General features: G+C 67.0%; 17 protein-coding genes, 1 tRNA gene and 1 pseudogene. 18 read left to right on the forward strand and 1 reads right to left on the reverse strand.

Annotated elements, in window-relative coordinates; genetic code table 11:
• The first annotated feature begins 114 nt into the window (after positions 1–114).
• From aceB to mnmA, 4 genes are all read left to right on the forward strand, one after another.
• Entirely contained in the window at positions 115–1,749 is a 1,635-nt protein-coding gene (aceB, locus tag VHP37_31560) for a malate synthase A (protein ID HEX2830915.1), read from the forward strand.
• Between the two features lie 52 nt (positions 1,750–1,801).
• Positions 1,802–2,422 carry a pseudouridine synthase gene (locus VHP37_31565; GenBank protein ID HEX2830916.1) on the forward strand — a complete coding sequence of 207 codons (621 nt, stop codon included), beginning with the start codon at positions 1,802–1,804 and terminating at the stop codon, positions 2,420–2,422.
• Positions 2,419–2,619: a hypothetical protein gene (locus tag VHP37_31570; GenBank protein ID HEX2830917.1), complete on the forward strand. Its 201-nt coding sequence runs from the start codon at positions 2,419–2,421 to the stop codon at positions 2,617–2,619. Before VHP37_31565 ends, VHP37_31570 begins: the two co-directional genes overlap by 4 nt.
• A gap of 115 nt (positions 2,620–2,734) precedes the next feature.
• On the forward strand, positions 2,735–3,886 hold the full coding sequence (gene mnmA, locus VHP37_31575; GenBank protein ID HEX2830918.1) for a tRNA 2-thiouridine(34) synthase MnmA: 1,152 nt from the start codon (positions 2,735–2,737) through the stop codon (positions 3,884–3,886).
• Positions 3,887–3,889: 3 nt separating this feature from the next.
• Here mnmA and VHP37_31580 read toward each other — a convergent pair whose 3' ends face one another.
• Entirely contained in the window at positions 3,890–4,501 is a 612-nt protein-coding gene (locus tag VHP37_31580) for a glutathione S-transferase (GenBank protein HEX2830919.1), read from the reverse strand.
• A gap of 183 nt (positions 4,502–4,684) precedes the next feature.
• Here VHP37_31580 and VHP37_31585 point away from each other — a divergent pair.
• The 14 genes and pseudogenes from VHP37_31585 to VHP37_31650 all read left to right on the forward strand — a co-directional run bounded on the left by VHP37_31585 (position 4,685) and on the right by VHP37_31650 (position 18,740).
• Positions 4,685–4,801: pseudogene (locus VHP37_31585) on the forward strand (glutaredoxin domain-containing protein).
• Positions 4,802–4,915: 114 nt separating this feature from the next.
• Positions 4,916–5,392 carry a DinB family protein gene (locus VHP37_31590; protein ID HEX2830920.1) on the forward strand — a complete coding sequence of 159 codons (477 nt, stop codon included), beginning with the start codon at positions 4,916–4,918 and terminating at the stop codon, positions 5,390–5,392.
• A gap of 173 nt (positions 5,393–5,565) precedes the next feature.
• Complete coding sequence (selA, locus tag VHP37_31595) at positions 5,566–6,978, forward strand: L-seryl-tRNA(Sec) selenium transferase (GenBank protein ID HEX2830921.1); 1,413 nt, start codon at positions 5,566–5,568, stop codon at positions 6,976–6,978.
• A gap of 13 nt (positions 6,979–6,991) precedes the next feature.
• Positions 6,992–9,010, forward strand: coding sequence for a selenocysteine-specific translation elongation factor (gene selB / locus VHP37_31600; GenBank protein ID HEX2830922.1), 2,019 nt, complete (start codon positions 6,992–6,994; stop codon positions 9,008–9,010).
• 10 nt (positions 9,011–9,020) lie between these two features.
• A complete protein-coding gene (locus VHP37_31605; GenBank protein HEX2830923.1) occupies positions 9,021–9,932 on the forward strand; it encodes an FAD-dependent oxidoreductase in 912 nt (303 codons plus the stop codon).
• An 84-nt stretch (positions 9,933–10,016) separates the two neighbouring features.
• Complete coding sequence (locus tag VHP37_31610; protein ID HEX2830924.1) at positions 10,017–10,208, forward strand: hypothetical protein; 192 nt, start codon at positions 10,017–10,019, stop codon at positions 10,206–10,208.
• 60 nt (positions 10,209–10,268) lie between these two features.
• Positions 10,269–10,363: transfer RNA gene (locus VHP37_31615), tRNA-Sec, on the forward strand.
• A 24-nt stretch (positions 10,364–10,387) separates the two neighbouring features.
• Positions 10,388–11,791 (forward strand): acyclic terpene utilization AtuA family protein, encoded by a 1,404-nt coding sequence (locus VHP37_31620; protein HEX2830925.1) that lies wholly within the window; start codon positions 10,388–10,390, stop codon positions 11,789–11,791.
• Complete coding sequence (locus VHP37_31625) at positions 11,788–12,096, forward strand: DUF4387 domain-containing protein (protein ID HEX2830926.1); 309 nt, start codon at positions 11,788–11,790, stop codon at positions 12,094–12,096. Before VHP37_31620 ends, VHP37_31625 begins: the two co-directional genes overlap by 4 nt.
• Positions 12,097–12,118: 22 nt before the next feature.
• A complete protein-coding gene (locus tag VHP37_31630; protein HEX2830927.1) occupies positions 12,119–13,096 on the forward strand; it encodes a tripartite tricarboxylate transporter substrate binding protein in 978 nt (325 codons plus the stop codon).
• 11 nt (positions 13,097–13,107) lie between these two features.
• On the forward strand, positions 13,108–14,511 hold the full coding sequence (locus VHP37_31635) for an MmgE/PrpD family protein (GenBank protein HEX2830928.1): 1,404 nt from the start codon (positions 13,108–13,110) through the stop codon (positions 14,509–14,511).
• Between the two features lie 143 nt (positions 14,512–14,654).
• Complete coding sequence (gene tcuA, locus VHP37_31640) at positions 14,655–16,139, forward strand: FAD-dependent tricarballylate dehydrogenase TcuA (GenBank protein HEX2830929.1); 1,485 nt, start codon at positions 14,655–14,657, stop codon at positions 16,137–16,139.
• A 221-nt stretch (positions 16,140–16,360) separates the two neighbouring features.
• The gene (locus VHP37_31645; GenBank protein ID HEX2830930.1) at positions 16,361–17,761 is read left to right on the forward strand and encodes an MmgE/PrpD family protein; all 1,401 of its coding nucleotides are present in this window, start codon (positions 16,361–16,363) and stop codon (positions 17,759–17,761) included.
• Between the two features lie 10 nt (positions 17,762–17,771).
• Entirely contained in the window at positions 17,772–18,740 is a 969-nt protein-coding gene (locus VHP37_31650; GenBank protein HEX2830931.1) for a tripartite tricarboxylate transporter substrate binding protein, read from the forward strand.
• Positions 18,741–18,758 lie beyond the last annotated feature (18 nt).

The raw sequence follows: 18,758 nt of genomic DNA on the forward strand, positions 1-18,758 counted from the left end.
GCCGGCGGGCGCGTCTGCTCGCCCCGGAATGACGCTTGCTGCACTGCAGTGCCCGCTGCGATAATGCACTGCAGCATCTCACTGGCCGCTCAGCCGCACTCCCGGAGGCTCCGCATGAACCCCGTCGAACGCATCCCCGCGTCGGTCCGCATCCTGGGCGACGTCCCCGCGCCGTTTGCCGAAATCCTGACCGCTCCCGCGCTCGAGCTCGTGGCTAAGCTCGCCCGCGAGTTCGAGCCGCGCCGGCGCGAGCTGATGGCCGCGCGCGGGGAGCGCCAGAGGCAATTCGACGCGGGCAAGGTGCCCGATTTCCTGACGGAGACGAAGCCGGTGCGCGACGGCGGCTGGACAGTCGCCGAGGTGCCCGCGGATCTCCAGGACCGACGCGTCGAGATCACTGGCCCGACCGACCGCAAGATGGTCATCAACGCGCTCAACTCGGGCGCGAACGTGTTCATGGCGGACTTCGAGGATTCGAACACACCGACGTGGCGCAACATGATCGACGGCCAGATCAACCTGCGCGACGCCGCCGCGGGGACTATCGATTACACGAGCCCCGACGGCAAGCGCTACCGGCTCGCCGACAAGACCGCGACTCTGCTCGTCCGGCCCCGCGGCTGGCACCTGCTCGAGCGCCACGTGCTCGTCGACGGGGCACCGGTCGCCGGCGCGATCTTCGATTTCGCGCTCTACGTCTTCCACAACGCCAAGGCCTTGGTCGCCAAGGGCAGCGGCCCGTATTTCTACCTGCCGAAGATGGAAAGCCACCTCGAGGCGCGGCTGTGGAACGACATCTTCGTCGTCGCGCAGCGCGAGCTCGGCCTGGCCGTAGGGACGATCAAGGCGACGGCGCTGATCGAGACCGTCGTCGCCGCTTTCGAGATGGACGAGATCCTGTACGAGCTGCGCGAGCACTCCGCGGGGCTCAACATCGGGCGCTGGGACTACATCTTCAGCTGCATCAAGAAATTCCGTTCCAACAAGAACTTCTGTCTCGCCGACCGCGCGCAGGTCACGATGACCGCGCCGTTCATGCGCGCGTACGCCCTGCTCCTGGTAAAGACCTGCCACAAGCGCGGCGCCCACGCGATGGGCGGCATGGCCGCGCAGATCCCGATCAAGGGCGATGAAGCGGCGAACGCGGCGGCCATCGAAAAAGTGCGCGCCGACAAGCTGCGCGAGGCCACCGACGGGTGCGACGGCACCTGGGTGGCGCACCCCGGCCTCGTCGAAATCGCCAGGGCGATCTTCGACGAGCACATGCCCGGGCCGAACCAGCTCGCCAAACAGCGCGACGACGTCAGTGTCACCGCCGACGACCTCCTCGACTTCCGGCCCACCAAGCCGATCACCGAAGCGGGACTGCGCAACAGCATCAGCGTCGGCATCCAGTACATCGGCGCGTGGCTCGCCGGCAATGGCTGCGTGCCGGTCTATCACCTGATGGAAGACGCCGCGACCGCGGAGATCTCGCGCTCCCAGCTCTGGCAGTGGATCCGCAGCCCGAAAGGGGTGCTCGAGGACGGCCGCAAGGTCACCAAGGCGCTCGTGCGCCGGCTCCTGCCGGAGGAGCTCGCGAGGGTGCGCGCGGAGATCGGTGAGGTGGCGTGGACCGCCGGAGAGTACGAGGAAGCCGCACGCCTGTTCGAGCAGATCACCACCGACGACGAATACGTCGAATTCCTGACGCTACCCGGGTACGATTGGCTGACGAGGGATTTGCGGCGCACGCCGCAGGCCGCCTGACGCACGTCGCGCGCCGGCCCGAAGCCCTCGCCCAGCGAGGGCTGTTTCTTTCGTGAGCACCGTCATCCTGTTGAACAAGCCGTACGGCGTGCTGTGCCAGTTCACCGCCGACGGCGAGCGGCCGACGCTCGCAAAGTTCGTGTCCACGCCCGACGTCTACCCCGCCGGACGCCTCGACGCCGACAGCGAGGGTCTGGTCGTCCTGACCGACGACGGCGCGCTACAGCACCGCCTCGCCGATCCGCGCCACAAGCAGCCCAAGACCTATTTCGTTCAGGTCGAAGGCGAGCCGACGGCAGATGCGCTCGAGCGCCTGCGCGGCGGCGTGCCCCTGGACGGCAAGCTCACGCGTCCGTCGGACGCCGTGCTCGTCGGCGAGCCGCCGTGGCTCTGGGCGCGCACGCCGCCGGTGCGCTTCCGGCGATTGATCCCCACGTCGTGGCTGCGGCTCGTCCTGTCCGAAGGGCGCAACCGCCAGGTGCGGCGCATGACGGCGGCGGTCGGCTTCCCGACCCTCCGCCTCATCCGCTACAGCGTCGGCGACTGGAGCATCGACGGGCTCGCGCCGGGACAATCGCGGGAAATCGAAGTTCCCGGGACACGTCAACCGTTTCGCGGCCGCCGCGTTAGACAGCACGCAATCCCGCACCCGTCAAAAAGGAAGATAACGTGAAGAAACTGCTCCCGCTCCTGATCGCTGCCATGTTCGCCGCCGTCTCGTTCAGCGCCGCTGCGCAAGCGCCCGCGCCGTCGAGCGACACCCCGGCCGCCACCGAGAAGAAGCCGAAGAAAGCCAAGAAAGCGAAGAAGGCCAAGAAGTCGAAGAAGACCGACGACGCCGCGGCCCCCGCTGCTGCGCCGGCGAAGTAATCCGGTCTCACGCCGAACCATTGAAGCGGGCCGCGAGGCCCGCTTTTCATTTGCAGCGTCTAAAATAACGCGTAGCCGCGGCCCCGCGGCGCAATCCCGCCTCGCGCGGCGCCACATGACCTCCAGCAAAAGAATCGTCGTCGGCATGTCCGGCGGCGTCGATTCATCGGTCGCGGCCCTGCTCCTCAAACAGCAGGGCTTTGATGTCGTCGGCCTCTTCATGAAGAACTGGGAAGACGACGATGACGACGAATACTGCAGCTCCCGCCAGGACCTGATCGATGCGGTCGCGGTCGCCGACCGCATCGGCATCGACATCGAAGCGGTCAACTTCTCGGCCGAGTACAAGGAGCGCGTGTTCAGCGAGTTCCTCACCGAATACTCGGCCGGCCGCACGCCGAATCCCGACGTGCTGTGCAACGCCGAGATCAAGTTCCGCGCGTTCCTCGACCATGCGATGTCGCTCGGCGCGGATTACATCGCGACCGGTCACTACGCGCAGACGCGCGAAGTCGACGGCCTGCACCAGCTTCTCAAGGCCGAGGACGGCTCCAAGGACCAGAGCTACTTCCTCTATCGGCTGAACCAGGCGCAGCTCGCGAAGACGATCTTCCCGCTCGGCGGTCTCTACAAGCGCGAGGTGCGCGAGATCGCCCGGCGCGAGGGCCTGGCCAACCACGACAAGAAGGACTCGACCGGGATCTGCTTCGTCGGCGAACGTCCGTTCCGCGAGTTCCTCAACCGCTACCTGCCGTCCAATCCCGGCGAGATCTGGACGCTCGACGGCAAGCTCGTCGGCCAGCACATGGGACTCATGTTCTACACGCTCGGACAGCGTCAGGGCCTGGGCATCGGCGGCCAGGCGCACGGCGACGGCGACGCCTGGTACGTCGTCGACAAGGACATGAAGAAGAACCGGCTCATCGTCGTACAGGGGCGCGACAGCCGCGCGCTGTACTCGCACCGGCTGACCGCGGTCCAGCTCTCGTGGATCAGCGGCAGCCCGGCACCGTGCAACTGGGTCTACGGCGGCAAGACGCGCTACCGGCAGAAGGACGCGCCGTGCGCCGTCGCCGAGTGCGGTCCCGAGCGCTGCACGATCGATTTCGCCGAAGCGCAATGGGCCGTGACGCCCGGTCAGTCGGTGGTGTTGTACGAGAGCCGGGTCTGCCTCGGCGGAGGCATCATCGAAGCGGCGGTGAAAGGGGATGCCGCATCGGCGTCGCCCGGCTGTCCGAGCGGCACCGTCGTCCCGCCGGCAGCGTGACGCTTACGCGCTCGGCGGCACGCTGTCCCTGAAGGACGGCCGCTGCGCGAGCTTGTCGGCAAGCCGCGCCAGGTTGGGATAGGCGTCGCGCCACTGGACTTCCGGCAGGCGCAGGTCGATGAAGCCGAGACAACAGCCGACCGCGATGTCCGACAGGTTGAAGAACCCGCCGCAGCACCACGCGCGCTGCGCGAGGTCCTTCGACATGGCGTGCAGGCTGCGATCGATCTTCGCCTGCTGGCGTGCGATCCACGCGTCATACTGGAACTGCTCGGGCCTGCGCTTCTCCATCACCAGCGCGACCACCGCGTCGGTGCAGCCGTCGGCGAGCGCTTCCCAGCGACGCACCTGAATGCGCTGGCGCGTGTCTTCGGGAAACAACTTGGTGACGGGGCTCGCGTTGTCGAGGTATTCGGCGATGACGCGCGAATCGAAGATCGTGGTGTCGTCGTCGAGCACGAGCACCGGGACCTTGCCGAGCGGATTGTAGGCGGAGACCTGCGTCGCGTCGTCGTAGGGAGGATCGACGATGAAGTCGTAATCGATGCGCTTCTCCGCCAGCACGACCCGGGCTTTGCGCGTATACGGGCTGGTCGGAGTACCTATGAGCTTCATCGAGTTCGATACGCGCGAAAGGGCCATCATTATAGCATCGCGTCGCCGCAAGCTTGCGCGCAGCGCCGCGTCCGGAGTAGCCTTCCCCCTCCCTCCTCTTTCCGAATGGAATCCCGCATGAATACCGTGGCAGAGAAGTTCACCCTCTTCACCCAGCCTGGTTGAAGCAGCTGTCTCAGGGCGAAAGAGTTTCTTTCGCGTAAAGGCATCGATTTCGAAGCGGTCGACGTGCTGAACGACGCCGGCGGCCGCGAGCGTCTGCTCAAGTTCGGCGTGCGCAACGTCCCCATCGTCGCCAAGGGCGAGAGCTTCGTCTTCGGGGCGAACCTCGAGGACGTCGCCGAGTTCGTCGGCCTACAGGGCACCGGCCATACGCCGCTGCCCCCGGATGTGCTCGTCAACCGCTGGCTCGACGTGCTGCGCACCGCGCAGCGCCTCGTGCGGCAGCTTCCCGACAACGCCATGGCCGAGCGCGTGATTCCGAACCGCGACCGCTCGATCCGTCTCCTGGTGCATCACATCTTCCGCATCGGCGAAGCGTTCCTCGAGACCACGACGAACAACGTCGAGTACGCGATCCAGCATGCGAACGTGCCGCCGAAGGAAGGCACGTTCACCAAGGGCTCCGAGGTCGCGCAGTACGGCGATGAAGTCATCTCGAATCTCGACGCATGGTGGAAAGGCCTGTCGGACAAGTCCGGCCAGCAGAAGCTGCCGACCTTCTACGGGCCGCAGCCGCTGCATCAGTTGCTCGAGCGCTCGACGTGGCATTCGGCGCAGCACGCGCGGCAGCTCGCCGCGGTGCTCGAGCGCTACGGCGTCACGCCCGACAAGCCGCTCACGCCCGAACAGCTCCAGGGCCTGCCGCTGCCCGAGAGGCTCTGGGAATAACCGCTACTCGCCGCGCCGGAAAGCCGCGCCCCGCGCGGCTTTTTCGTTTCTGTCGCGGCCTCGCGCAGCGCGTTACACTACCCGGCTCCACCAGGCTTCACCCCCGTCATGCCATCACCGTGCAGCGAACGCCGCGGAACGCCGCGGCTCGCCGATCATCTTTGGAGCGTGCGATGTTGAACCCCGCCGCAGCCGCGCGTCGCGCGCTGCCCTCGGTGGATCGCCTGCTCAACGACGGCCGGCTCAAAGCGCTCATCGATCGCTACGGTCGGCCGCTCGTAGTCGAAACGGTCCGCAGCGGGCTCGACCGCGCCCGCGCTTCTCTCGCATCCGAAAGCACCGCAGCGTTCGACGACGCGGTATTCATCGAGTCGTGCGCGCAGGCGCTCGATCGCGCGACGCAGCGCTCGTTGAAGCGCGTCTTCAACGTGACCGGCACCGTGCTGCACACCAACCTCGGCCGCGCGGTGATGCCGAAGTGCGCGGCCGAAGCCGTGATGGAAGCGATGATGCAGCCCGCCAACCTCGAGTTCGATCTGGGCGGCGCCGCGCGCGGCGAGCGCGACAGCCACATCGAGCGCTGGCTGACGCGGCTCACCGGCGCCGAAGGCGCGATCGTCGTCAACAACAACGCCGCCGCGGTGTATCTCGTGCTGAATACGCTCGGCGCGAAGAAGGAAGTGATCGTCTCGCGCGGCGAGCTGATCGAGATCGGCGGCGCGTTCCGCATTCCCGACATCATGTCGCGCTCGGGCGCGAAGCTCACCGAGGTCGGCACGACGAACCGCACGCATCTCAAGGACTACGCCGAGGCGATCGGCCCGCGCACCGCCGCACTGATGAAGGTGCACACCAGCAACTACGTGATCCAGGGATTCACAGCGAGCGTGCCGGAGGCTGAGCTCGCGAAGCTCGCGCACGAGCACGACCTGCCGCTCATCGACGACCTCGGCAGCGGCATGCTCGTCGATCTCGAAGAATACGGGCTGCCGCACGAGCCCACACCGCGCGAAGCGCTCGCCGCCGGCGCGGACATCGTCACCTTCAGCGGGGACAAGCTGCTCGGCGGACCGCAGGCGGGGCTCATCGTCGGCCGCAAGGACCTCATCGCGCGCATCCGCAAGAATCCGATGAAGCGCGCGCTGCGCGTGGACAAGATGACGCTCGCCGCGCTCGAAGCGGTGCTGCAGCTCTATTCGAATCCCGAGCGCCTCAAGCAGGAGCTGCCGACGATCCGCCACCTCACGCGCACGCGGCTGGAGATCGAACAGCAGGCGCAGCGCCTCCTGCCCGCGGTGACGCGCGCACTGAACGGCAAAGCCGGCGCGCGCATCGTCGAATGCTCGAGCCAGATCGGCAGCGGCTCGCTGCCGGTCGACTCGCTGCCGAGCGCAGGCATCGCGGTCGAAGGCTTGGCTAAGAACAAGAGCTCCGCCGCGCAGCGCATCGCCGCCGCATTCAGAGCGCTGCCGGTGCCGGTGATCGGGCGCGTCAACGAAGGCGCTTTCCTCATCGACCTGCGCTGCCTCGACGACGAGGCGGAGTTCACGGCACAGCTCGGCAAGCTCGAGCTCGCCAAGATTTAGCGGAATCCCACCCATGATCGTCGCGACTGCGGGACACATCGACCACGGCAAGACGCTGCTCGTGCGCACGCTCACCGGCGTCGACACCGACCGGCTGCCCGAAGAGAAAGCGCGCGGCATCTCGATCGACCTGGGCTTCGCCTACCTGCCGCTCCCCGGCGGACAGGTCATCGGCTTCGTCGACGTTCCCGGGCACGAGCGCTTCATCCGCAACATGCTCGCCGGCGTGTGCGGCATCGATTTCGCGCTGCTCGTGGTGGCGGCGGACGACGGCGTGATGCCGCAGACCGTCGAGCACCTGCACATCCTCGACCTGCTGCACGTGAAGCGCGGCGCGGCGGTGATCACCAAGTCCGACCGCGTCGACGCCGGCCGCGTGCGCGAGGTCGAAGCGCAAGTTCAAGCGCTGCTGCAGCCGACCCAGCTCGCCGATGCGAAAGTGCTCGCGGTCTCGGCGGTGACCGGCGCGGGCATGGAAGCGCTCAAGGCGATGCTCGTCGCCGAAGCGACGCGCGCGGGCCGCAGCGCAGCCGCGGGCGAGCACTTCCGCTACGCGGTGGATCGCACGTTCACGGTCTCCGGCAGCGGCACCGTCGTCACCGGCACCGTTTTCAACGGAACCGTGAAGACCGGCGACAAGCTCGTCGTCTCGCCCGCCGGGCTCGAAGTGCGCGTGCGCGGCATCCAGATCCAGGGCAAGTCCGCGGAACGCGCGAGCGCCGGCGAGCGCTGCGCGCTCAACCTCACCGGCGCCGATCTCTCGTCGGTCCATCGCGGCGACTGGGTGCTCGCGCCGGCGATCCACAAGCCGACCCGACGCGTCGACGCGCGAGTGACCGTGCTGGCGAGCGAAGAGCACGCGCTCGAGCACTGGACACCGGTGCACCTGCATCTGGCGACGAGCGACGTGACCGCTCGCGTGGCGACGCGGCGCGGGACTTCGGTCGCGCCCGGCGCCAGCGCGGTGGTGCAGCTCGTCCTCGACCAGCCGATCGGCGCGCTGCGCGGTGACCGCTTCATCCTGCGCGACCAGTCGGCGACACGCACCGTCGGCGGCGGCTTCGTCCTCGATCCTTATGCGCCCGCCACTCGCCGCAGCAGCGCCCAGCGCGTCGCCGAGCTCGAAGCGCTGGAGCACGACACGCCCGAACAAGCGCTTGCAGCGCTGCTCGCGGCGACGGAGAAACCGATCGACCTGGCGCGGCTGGAGACGACCTACAACATGACGCCGGAGCGCGCGGCGGAGCTCTACCGCGCCACGGAGATCGTTCAGATCGGCAAGGATTCGCGCCTCGGCATGACCGCCTCGCGGGTGAAGGCGATCGGCGACGCCGTCGTGTCGAGCCTCACCGCTTTCCATCGCAGCAATCCCCAGGCGGCGGGACACGAAGTCGAGCCGCTGCGCGCGGCGACCGCCGCCGATCTCTCTGCCGACGCCTATGCGTCCATCCTGCGCAAGCTTGCCGACGAGCGAAAGATCGAGACCAGCGGCTCGATCGCACGTCTTCCCGGCCACAACGCCACCGCGAACGCCGCCGACGACCGCATGTGGCAGACCGTCAGGCCCGCGCTCGAGGCCGCCGCGTTCAACGCGCCGCCGATCAAGGACCTCGCGGCGCAGCTCAAGATCAAGGAGCCCCTGCTCAAGGACTTCCTGTATCGCAAGGCCAAGACCGGTGAGGTCATGCGCGTGACCACCGACCGCTTCTATACCAAGTCGACGCTCGCCACGCTCGCCGCAGTGGCGCAGGCGACGGCGCAAGCGCAGCCGGCGGGGCAGTTCACCGCCGCGCAGTACCGCGATTTCACCGGCGTCGGCCGCAGTCTCGCGATCGAGATCCTCGAGTTCCTCGACACGCTGGGCATCACCCAGCGCATCGGCGATGCGCGCAAGATGCGCAAGGACTTCGTACCGATCCTCGGCGCCGCGACCGCGCCGCCTCCGCCGCCCAAGGCCGCCGCGCCCGCCAAACCGCCGGCCGCCCGGCCCGCCCAGCCGCAGCGCCGGCCGTTCAACAACTATCGAAGATAAGGACATCCCCATGGCCCAGCCCCAGTACGACGTGATCGTCATCGGCGAAGGCGTGAGCGGTCTGACCGCCGCCGGCGCGCTCGCGAAGCAAGGACTCAAAGTCGCCTCGATCGAAGGCACGCTCTTCGGCGGGCTCGTCATCAACGTGAACGACCTCGAGCCCGCCCCCGAAGGGCGCCCTCACTCCGGCGCGGAGCTCGCGTCCGAGATCATGGGCGCGAACTCCGAAGCGGGCGTGAACAGCATCCAGGAGCCGGTCACCGCGATTCGCAGCACGGGCGACGTGCACGAGGTGGTCACCGAGTCCGGCACGCACACCGCGCGGCGTGTCGTCGTCGCTTCGGGCGCACGCCTCAAGCGCCTCGGCGTGCCCGGCGAGATGGAGTTCGAAGGCCGCGGCGTATCGCAGTGCGCCGACTGCGACGGCCCGATGTATCAGAACGAGGCGGTCGTGGTCGTCGGCGGCGGCGACTCGGCGCTGCAGGAAGCGCTGGTGCTCGCCAACTACGCGGACAAGGTGCACCTGGTCCACCGGCGCGATACCTTCCGCGGTGCAGCGCACTTCGCCGAGCAGGTGAAGGCGAACGACAAGATTTCCGTAGTGTGGAACGCGACGGTGGACGCGATCGCCGGCGGCCAGATGGTGGAAAAGGCGCGCATCAAGCACAGCGACGGGCGCAGCGAGGAGATCCCCTGCGCCGGCGTGTTCGCCTACATCGGCCTCGAGCCGAACGCCGACTTTCTCCCCGAGAACGTCAAGCGCGACGCCGGCGGCCAGGTCGCGACCGACGACGAGCTCCAGACCAGCGTTCCCGGCATTTATGCGATCGGCGCGGTGCGCAGCGGCTACGGCGGCGCGCTGACCGATGCGATCGGCGAGGCCGAGCGCGTTGCAGCAACGCTGCGCGGCCAGCTCGCGTAACAGGCCGCCGTACGAGGGTTGGAAAGCGGCGCGGAAGTTGTAGAATCGAAGGCTTTCCCGAACGATCTACCCGAGGATTCCATCGTGTCCGAAAAAGAATCCACCGCATCCCAGGCGGACGCGCGCCGTCAGTTCTGGCTACAGCAATACGCGACGGCTTTCACGGTCGGCGACAAGCGCGCCGCCGCCGTGGCGCTCCAGTTCGCGCAGCAATACAACAAGTCGGTCATCACCGCAAAACGCAAACTCGGCAAGAGCGAGCCGCAGCAGGCCTGACGCGGTCGATCTTCACTCCCGGTCGCGGCGTGCAGCGGCTGGTAAAATCCTGCACGCAACGGAAGGGAATCGCTCCCGGTGGGGCGGCCGGACTTCAAACCCGGTAGGGGCCGCAGGCGGTCCTGCGTGGGTTCGACTCCCACTCTCTTCCGCCATCATTGTTCCCTCTGATGCCCGCCATGGAAGAGCTCCGCATACTGTCGCCCACCGGCGTGTGCGGTTCCGGTTTTCTCGAAGCTTCCTTCGAGAAAGCCCTCGAGTGGGATCCTCATTTCATCGGCTGTGACGCCGGCTCGACCGATCCCGGCCCCAGCCATCTCGGCACCGGCGAAGCGGCATTCCCTCGCGCGGCGGTGAAGCGCGACCTGCGCCTGATGCTGATCGGCGCGCGCAGAAAACGCATACCGCTCCTCATCGGCTCCGCCGGCACCGCCGGCGGCAACGCGCACGTCGAATGGTTCTGCGAGATCGTCAAGGAGATCGCGCGCGAGGAGAACCTCGCGTTCAAGCTCGCGGTGGTCCACGCCGAGCAGGACAATGCGTATCTCAAAAAGCGCCTCGCCGAAGGGCGTGTGAAAGCGCTCGATGCCGCGCCGCCCTTCGACGCCGCGGTGGTCGACCGCAGCGCGTGCATCGTCGGCATGATGGGCGCCGAGCCTTTCCAGCGCGCGCTGGAGCTTGGTGCCGACGTAGTCGTCGCGGGCCGCGCAAGCGACACCGCGATCTTTGCGGCCATGCCCGTGATGCGCGGCTTTCCCGAAGGCATCGCGTGGCACGCGGCCAAGATCCTCGAGTGCGGCGCGGCCGCCGTCGTCAACCGCCGCACGCCGGACTGCATGTTCGCGTGGGTGCGTAAAGATCATTTCGTCGTGCAGGCACCCGACGACACGCTGCGCTGCACGCCGCAGAGCATTGCGTCGCACAGCCTTTACGAGAACGCCGATCCGTTCAAGCTCGTCGAGTGCTCCGGCACGCTCGATCTCACCGACAGCCGCTACGAGCAGGAGAGCGAGCGCGCGGTGAAAGTGAGCGGCAGCCGCTTCATCCCCGCCGAGCGCTATACCGTGAAGCTCGAAGGCGCGGAGCTCGCGGGTTACCAGAGCGTGGTGATCGGCTCGGTGCGCGACCCCTTCATCATCCGCCAGATCGACGACTGGACCGCGCGGCTCACCGAGCGCATCCATGCGCGCGTGGCCATGGTATACGGCGACAAGCTCGAGCGCGGCGATTACGTCGTCTTCATGCGCATCTACGGCAAGAACGGCACGATGGGCGAGCTCGAGCCGGTGAAGGAAATCCGCTCGCACGAGCTGTGCCTGCTGATCGAAGTGACCGCGCCCACGCAGGAGATCGCGAGCTCGATCGCGGGCATCGTCCGCCATCAGGGCTTGCACCTGCCGATCCCCGAATGGAGCGGCCTCATCACCGCGCTCGCGTGTCCGTACAACCCGGCGCACCTCGATCGCGGCCCCGTCTACCGCTTCAACGTGAACCACGTCGTCGAGCCCGACGATCCGCTCGAGATGTTCAGAACACGTTGGTACAGCGTCGAGGGTCCGATGATTGAAGAGTTACCCACGTGACGAAGCTTGCAGAACTGGCGCGGCTCATCCGCAGCAAGAACGCCGGGCCTTTCGAGCTCACGTTCGACATCATGTTCGAGGACGAACACCGCTACCGCCGCGTGCAGCGCTCGGGCGCGCTCACCCGCGAAGCGGTCGCGCAACGCTACGGCCTCGAGCCTTCGCAGGTGAAGTTCTTCTACGTCGACAACGCGCTCGCGGTGAAGGCGTCGATCCCCCGCCCGTCGATCCAGGGCGACCTTTACGACAGCGACGGACACGGCGGACAGCAGTACGCGCCGCTGATGGACATCGAGATTCCATAGACATTACGAGGAGAGAACCCGAATGCGGCGAGATTTCCGCACGCAACTGATCTACGCGGTAGTCGCCGCAGGCCTGACGGTCGCAGCACCCGCTTACGCACAGCAGTACCCGACGAAGCCCGTGAGGCTGCTGGTGCCGTTCGCCCCGGGCGGCGGCACCGACATCACCGCGCGGGCGATCGCCCAGGGCCTGTCCGAGCGGCTCGGCCAGCAGTTCGTCGCCGACAACCGCCCGGGCGCCAACGGCACGATCGCGGTCGACATCCTGACCAAGTCATTGCCCGATGGGTACACGCTTTCGATGATCTCTTCGAGCCACTCGGTGAACGCGTCGCTCATCAAAGGCATCGCTTACGACCTCACGAAGGACGTGCTGCCGATCACGCAGGCGACGACCCAGCCGTATGCGCTCGTCGTGCATCCTTCGGTGCAGGCGAAATCGGTGAAAGAGCTGATCGCGCTGGCCAAGGCGAAACCGGGGCAGCTCAACTACGGCTCGTCGGGCAACGGCGGCCTGTCGCATCTCTCGGGCGCGCTGTTCAGCTACCTCGCCCAGATCGACATCGTGCACGTGCCGTACAAAGGCGGTAACCCGGCGATGATCGATGTCATCGCGGGACAGATCCAGATGCTGTATTCGACGATCCTGCAGTCTCAGCCGCACATCAAGGCGGGCAAGCTGCGGCCGCTCGCGGTCACGACAGCGAAGCGCTCGCGCGCCGCGCCGGACCTGCCCACGATGCAGGAAGCGGGCGTCAAGGGGTACGAGGTCGCCGGGTGGTACGGCATGATCGCGCCGCTGAAGACGCCGCCCGCGATCATCGACCGCCTCAACAAGCAGGTCGTGCAGGTGCTGCACTCGCCGGAAGTCGCGCCGCGTCTCGCGGCGGACGGGTCGGAGCCGGTCGGCAGCACCCCGCAGCAGTTCGGCCAGCACATCAAGAGCGAAGTCGCGAAGTGGGCGAAGCTCACGAAGCAGATGAACATCCGGATGGATTAGGAGGACGCGTCATGGGTCTCGCACTCGAGCTTGCAAAGCGTATCAACGCGCTGACGTACGAAAGCCTGCCGCCGGAGGCGGTGCACTGGGCGAAGGTCGGCATCCTCGATACCGTCGGCGTGACGCTCGCCGGCGCGAGCGATCCCTCCGCGGCGCTCGTCGCGGACGTGCTCTCGTCCAACGGCCCGAGCCTGCTCCTCGGCGGCAACCGGCGAGTCGGGCCTCTCGACGCGGCGCTCGTCAACGGCACCGCGTCGCATGCCCACGATTTCGACGACTGCAACAACACCGTCGGCGGCCATCCGTCGGCGCCGATCCTGCCCGCCCTCTTCGCGCTCGCGGACGACATCGGCGCGAGCGGCCGCGATTTCATCGCGGCTTACGTCGCGGGCTTCGAGACCGAGTGCAAGATCTCGATGGGTGTGAATTTCTATCAGTACACCCACGGCTGGCACCCGACGGCGACCATCGGCGTGTTCGGTGCGGCCGCGGCGTGCGCGAAGCTCATGAAGCTCGACGACGAGAGGACCGCGATCGCGCTGGCCATCGCCGCTTCGCTCGCGTCGGGCATCAAGTCGAACTTCGGCACCTACGTGAAGCCGCTGCACGTCGGCCACTGCGGGCGGAACGGCCTCTTCGCCGCGCTGCTCGCGCGCAAGGGCTACACCGCGAGCCCTGTCGCTTTCGAGCACAAGGAAGGCTACTTCGAAGTCTTCAACGGCGCCGGCAACTACGACGCCGGGAAGATCCTGCCGGCGTGGGCGAATCCGCTGGACATCGTGAAGCCCGGCATCGCGATCAAGCAGTACCCGTGCTGCGGCTCGACGCACCCGGCGATCGACGCCATGCTCGAGATCGTGCGCAAACACGACGTGAAACCCGACGCGGTCGAGCGCATCCAGAGCTGGACCCACGAGCGCCGTCTCAAGCACACCAACCGTCCCGATCCGCAGAGCAGGACCGACGCGAAGTTCAGCGTGCAGTACTGCCTCTCGCGCGCGCTCGTCGACCGCAAGGTCACCCTCGAGCACTTCGAAGGCGACACCTATCTCGATCCGGGCGTCCGCGCCATCCTGCCCAAAGTCGAGGCCGCGGCGTATACGACCGAGCAGTTCCCCGCCGAGAACCACTTCGGCGCCGAGGTGAAGGTGACGCTGCACGGCGGCACGGTGCTCTCGCACAAGGTCGACCAGCCCGCCGGGCGCACGTCGGCCAACCCGCTGTCTCACGAGCGACTGAAGGAGAAGTTCGAAAGCTGCGCGCAGCGGGCGCTGTCGCCCGAGCGCGCCGCCGCGGTCTACGCCGCGATCATGGACGTCGAAAAGCTCGCCGACGTGCGCGCGGTCAACAACGCGATGGCAGGTGGCGCGAATGTAGCGCAGGCGCCCTCGCCTGCAGCGATTCGAACCGCGTGACGGCAGGCGAGGCGCCTGCGCTACTTCCACATCGTGCAGCGGGTTGACTGAAACAGCCCGCCGCAAGAAAATCCAGCGCTCCCCGCAGGGCCGCGTCACCTCGGCACGCCCCGACCCACCCAGCGTTTTCAAGGATGTCCAAATTGCAGACCTATGATGTCATCGTAGTCGGAAAAGGCAACGCCGCCCTGTGCGCGGCGCTCTCCGCGCGCGATCAGGGCGCGTCCGTCGCCATGCTCGAAGCCGCGAGCGAAGACGAACATGGCGGCAACAGCCGCTTCGCCGGCGGCGTGATGCGCTTCGCGTACTCCTCCATCGACGAGCTCAAGGAAGTCACCGAGATCACCGACGAGGAAATCGCGAACAGCGACTTCGGCACCAACACCACCGACGAGTTCTTCGACGATCTCTTCCGGCTTACCCAGTTCCGCTGCGATCCCGATCTCACCGAGATCCTCGTGACGCAAAGCCGTCAGACCATGGCATGGCTGCGCAGCAAAGGCGTGCGCTTCGTGCTGAACTACGGCCGCCAGTCCGGCCTCGTCGACGGCAAGCGCAAGTTCTTCGGCCGCATGCCGATCGAAGCTTCGGGCGGCGGCGCGGGGCTGGTGCAGGCCCTGGACGGCATCGTCAAGAAAGCCGGCATCGAAGTGTTCTACGACACGCGCGCCACCGAGCTCATCTACGACGGCGTGAGAGTCTCCGGCGTGCGCGCCCAGCAGAACGACAAGATCGTCGAGTTCCACGCGAAATCGGTGGTGCTCGCCTGCGGCGGCTTCGAGGCGAACCCCGAGATGCGCACGCGCTATCTCGGACCCGGCTGGGAGCTGTGCAAGGTGCGCGGCTCGCGCTTCAACCAGGGCGACGGCCTGAAGATGGCGCTGAACCTCGGCGCCGCGCCGTACGGCAACTGGTCGGGCTGCCACGCGACCGGCTGGGACCGTAACGCCCCGGAGTTCGGCGACGTCAACGTCGGCGACCAGTTCCAGAAGCACAGCTACATCTTCGGTCTGCTGATCAACGCCGACGGCAAGCGCTTCGTCGACGAAGGCTGGGACTTCCACTCGTTCACCTACGCCAAGTACGGCGGCGAGGTGCTCAAGCAGCCGGCGCAGTTCGCGTGGCAGGTGTTCGACTCCAAGGTCACCAAGCTGCTGCGCTCGGAATACCGCATCAAGTTCATGACCAAGGTCAGCGCGAACACGCTCGAAGAGCTGGCAACCAAGCTCGAAGGCGTGAACCCCGAGCAGTTCCTCAAGACCGTGCGCGAGTACAACGCAGCGGTGCGCGACGACGTGAAGTTCGACCACACGATCAAGGACGGCAAATCGACCGAAGGCATCGAGCCCAGGAAGTCCAACTGGGCGCAGAAGCTCGACGCCCCGCCCTACGACGCCTACATGACGACCTGCGGCATCACCTTCACGTTCGGCGGCCTGCGCATCGACAAGGAAACCGGACAGGTGATGAACGTCCACTTCCATCCGATCCCGGGCCTCTATTGCGCCGGCGAGATGGTCGGCGGTCTGTTCTACTTCAACTACCCGAGCGGCACGGGCCTGGTCTCGGGCGCGGTGTTCGGCAAGATCGCGGGCGCCGGCGCGGGCCAGGCCGCCAAGGCTGCTTAAAAAATCGTTTTAACCGCCAAGGACGCAAAGGACGCAAAGGAAAAGCGAACGAGCGTAGGGTGCGTTGGCCGTAAGGCGTAACGCACCGAAGGCACCGGTGTCCGGTCGGTGCGTTACGGCTTCGCCTAACGCACCCTACGTTTGAACAGCTTTGCCTTTGTTTTCCTTGGCGTCCTTTGCGTCCTTTGCGGTTCAATCCTTAAAAGTTCAGGAGTACAGCGATGGCGCACGACGCCCCCAGCGACAATCCCTACACCCGCGGCATCGCGGAGTTCGTTTCCAACCTCCAGTACGACGCGATCCCGGAGAACGTCCGCAGCCGCATCAAGCTGCTCATGCTCGACTCGCTCGGCTGCGCGCTCTACGGCGCCGATCTCGAGTGGACGCGCATCCTTCAGGACACGCTGGGCAAGGTCGACACGACGCGCAGCTGCAGCGTGTGGGGCACCAACAAGAAGCTCTCCGCGCCGCACACCGCGCTCGTCAACGGCACGCAGGTGCAGGGTTTCGAGCTCGACGACGTACACCGCGCGGGCGTGCTGCACGTCGGCGCCGTGGTCCTGCCGTCGCTCATCGCGATCACCGAATTGAAGCCCGGCATGAGCGGCAAGGAGTTCATCACTTCCGCGGTCGCCGGTTACGAGATCGGCCCTCGTGTCGGCCTTTGCATGGGCCCCGAGCACATCGCGCAGGGCTGGCACTCGGGTGCGACGCTCGGTGTGTTCTCCTCCGCGTCTGGCGCGGCGCGCGCGCTCAAGCTCGACGTCGACAAGACGGTGCACGCGCTCGGCATCGCCGGCACGCAGGCCGCCGGCCTGATGGCCGCGCAGTACGGCGCGATGGTGAAGCGCATGCACGCGGGGCGCGCGTCGCAGTCCGGTCTCTACGGCGCGCTGTTCGCCGAATCGGGCTTCACCGGCATCATCAACGTGCTCGAGAGCGAATACGGCGGTTACGCCACGACGTTCTCGCGCTCGACCGATCGCTTCAACCTCAAAGAGCTCACCGCCGGCTTCGGCGAGGTGTGGCAGACCATGGGCGTCGCGCTGAAGTTCTACGCGTGCGTCGGCTCCAACCACACCACGCTCGACGCGCTGCGGGAGATGAAGGCCGAGAAGGATTTCAAGGCCGACGACGTCAAGAAGATCGTGGTGCGCGGCTCGCAGGTCACCATGGATCACGTCGGCTGGAAGTACGTGCCGCAGGGCCTGACCTCCGCGCAGCTCAACCTGCCCTACTGCGTCGGCACGTGGCTCATCGAAGGCGACGTCTCGGCCGAGCACTTCACCGAGGCGCTGGTCGCCGATCCCGACCGCATGCGCTACGGCGAGCTGGTCGAAGTGCACCACGACGACGAGATCACCAGGAAAGGCGCGAAGTATCGCCACATGGTCAAAGTCGAGCTGCACCTGAAGGACGGCACGCGCATGGACCGCACGATCGAGTCCGCGCGCGGCAGCGAATACAAGTTCGCTTCCGAATCGGACATCGTGGAGAAGTTCGAGAAGCTCGCGTCGAAGGCGCTGCCGAAGAAGCAGATCGAACAGCTGCGCGACGCGATGCTCGGGCTGGAGAAGCTCGACGACGCGACCCGGATCGCCAAACTCCTCGCCGTCGCGTAAGGCCGTTACCATGCATCTCGCAACACGCGCGCTCGTCGCGCTCGCGCTCGGCTGCGCGTCGGCCGGCGCCGTCGCTCAAGCCAACTATCCCCAGCGCCCCGTACGCGTCATCGTTCCGCTCGCCGCCGGCGGCGGCATGGATACCGTCACGCGCGCGCTGGCGCAGAAGCTCACCGAGTCCATGGGCCAGAGCTTCGTCGTCGACAACCGCGGCGGCGGAGGCGGCGCGGTCGGCGCCGAGCTCGCCGCGGCCGCGCCTGCCGACGGCTACACGCTGCTCATGATGAGCGCGAGCGCGGTCATCCGCCCGCTCATGTACCAGGGCTCGCGCTACGACATGGTGCGCGACTTCGCCGCGATCTCGCAGGTCACGTCGCAGCCTTATGTGCTGACGGTGAATCCCGCGGTGCCGGCGAAATCGGCGCAGGAATTGGTCGCGTACGCGAAGGCCAACCCCAACAAGATCAACTACGCCTCCTCGGGCCAGGGCAGCATCATCCATCTGACGACCGAGCTCTTCAACCGCGCGGTGCAGATCAAGACGGTGCACGTGCCCTACAAGGGCATCGGCGCCGCGTATCCGGACCTTCTCGCCAACAACGTGCAGATGGTGTTCGCGAGCATCGTCTCGGTCCTGCCGCACATCAAGGCGCAGCGGCTGCGTGCGCTGGCAAGCAGCGGTGCCGCGCGTGCGAAGACGCTCCCGGACGTGCCGACCGTCGGCGAGACCGTCGCGAAAGGCTTCGCGGTCACCAACTGGTACGGCCTTGTCGCGCCGGCGAAGACGTCGCCCGCGATCGTCGAGCGCCTCAATCGCGACGTCGTGAAAGTCGTGCACCATCCCGACCTCGCCCAGCGCTATGCCGCCGACGGCGCCGAAGGCGTCGGCAGCACCTCCCGGCAGTTCGCCGCCCATATCAAGGCGGAGAACGACAAGTGGGGCAGGCTCATCCGCGAGACCGGCATCAAGGGAGACTGAGCCCGCCGGCGACGGCGG

This window comes from Burkholderiales bacterium, assembly GCA_036262035.1.
GTDB lineage: Bacteria > Pseudomonadota > Gammaproteobacteria > Burkholderiales > SG8-41 > JAQGMV01.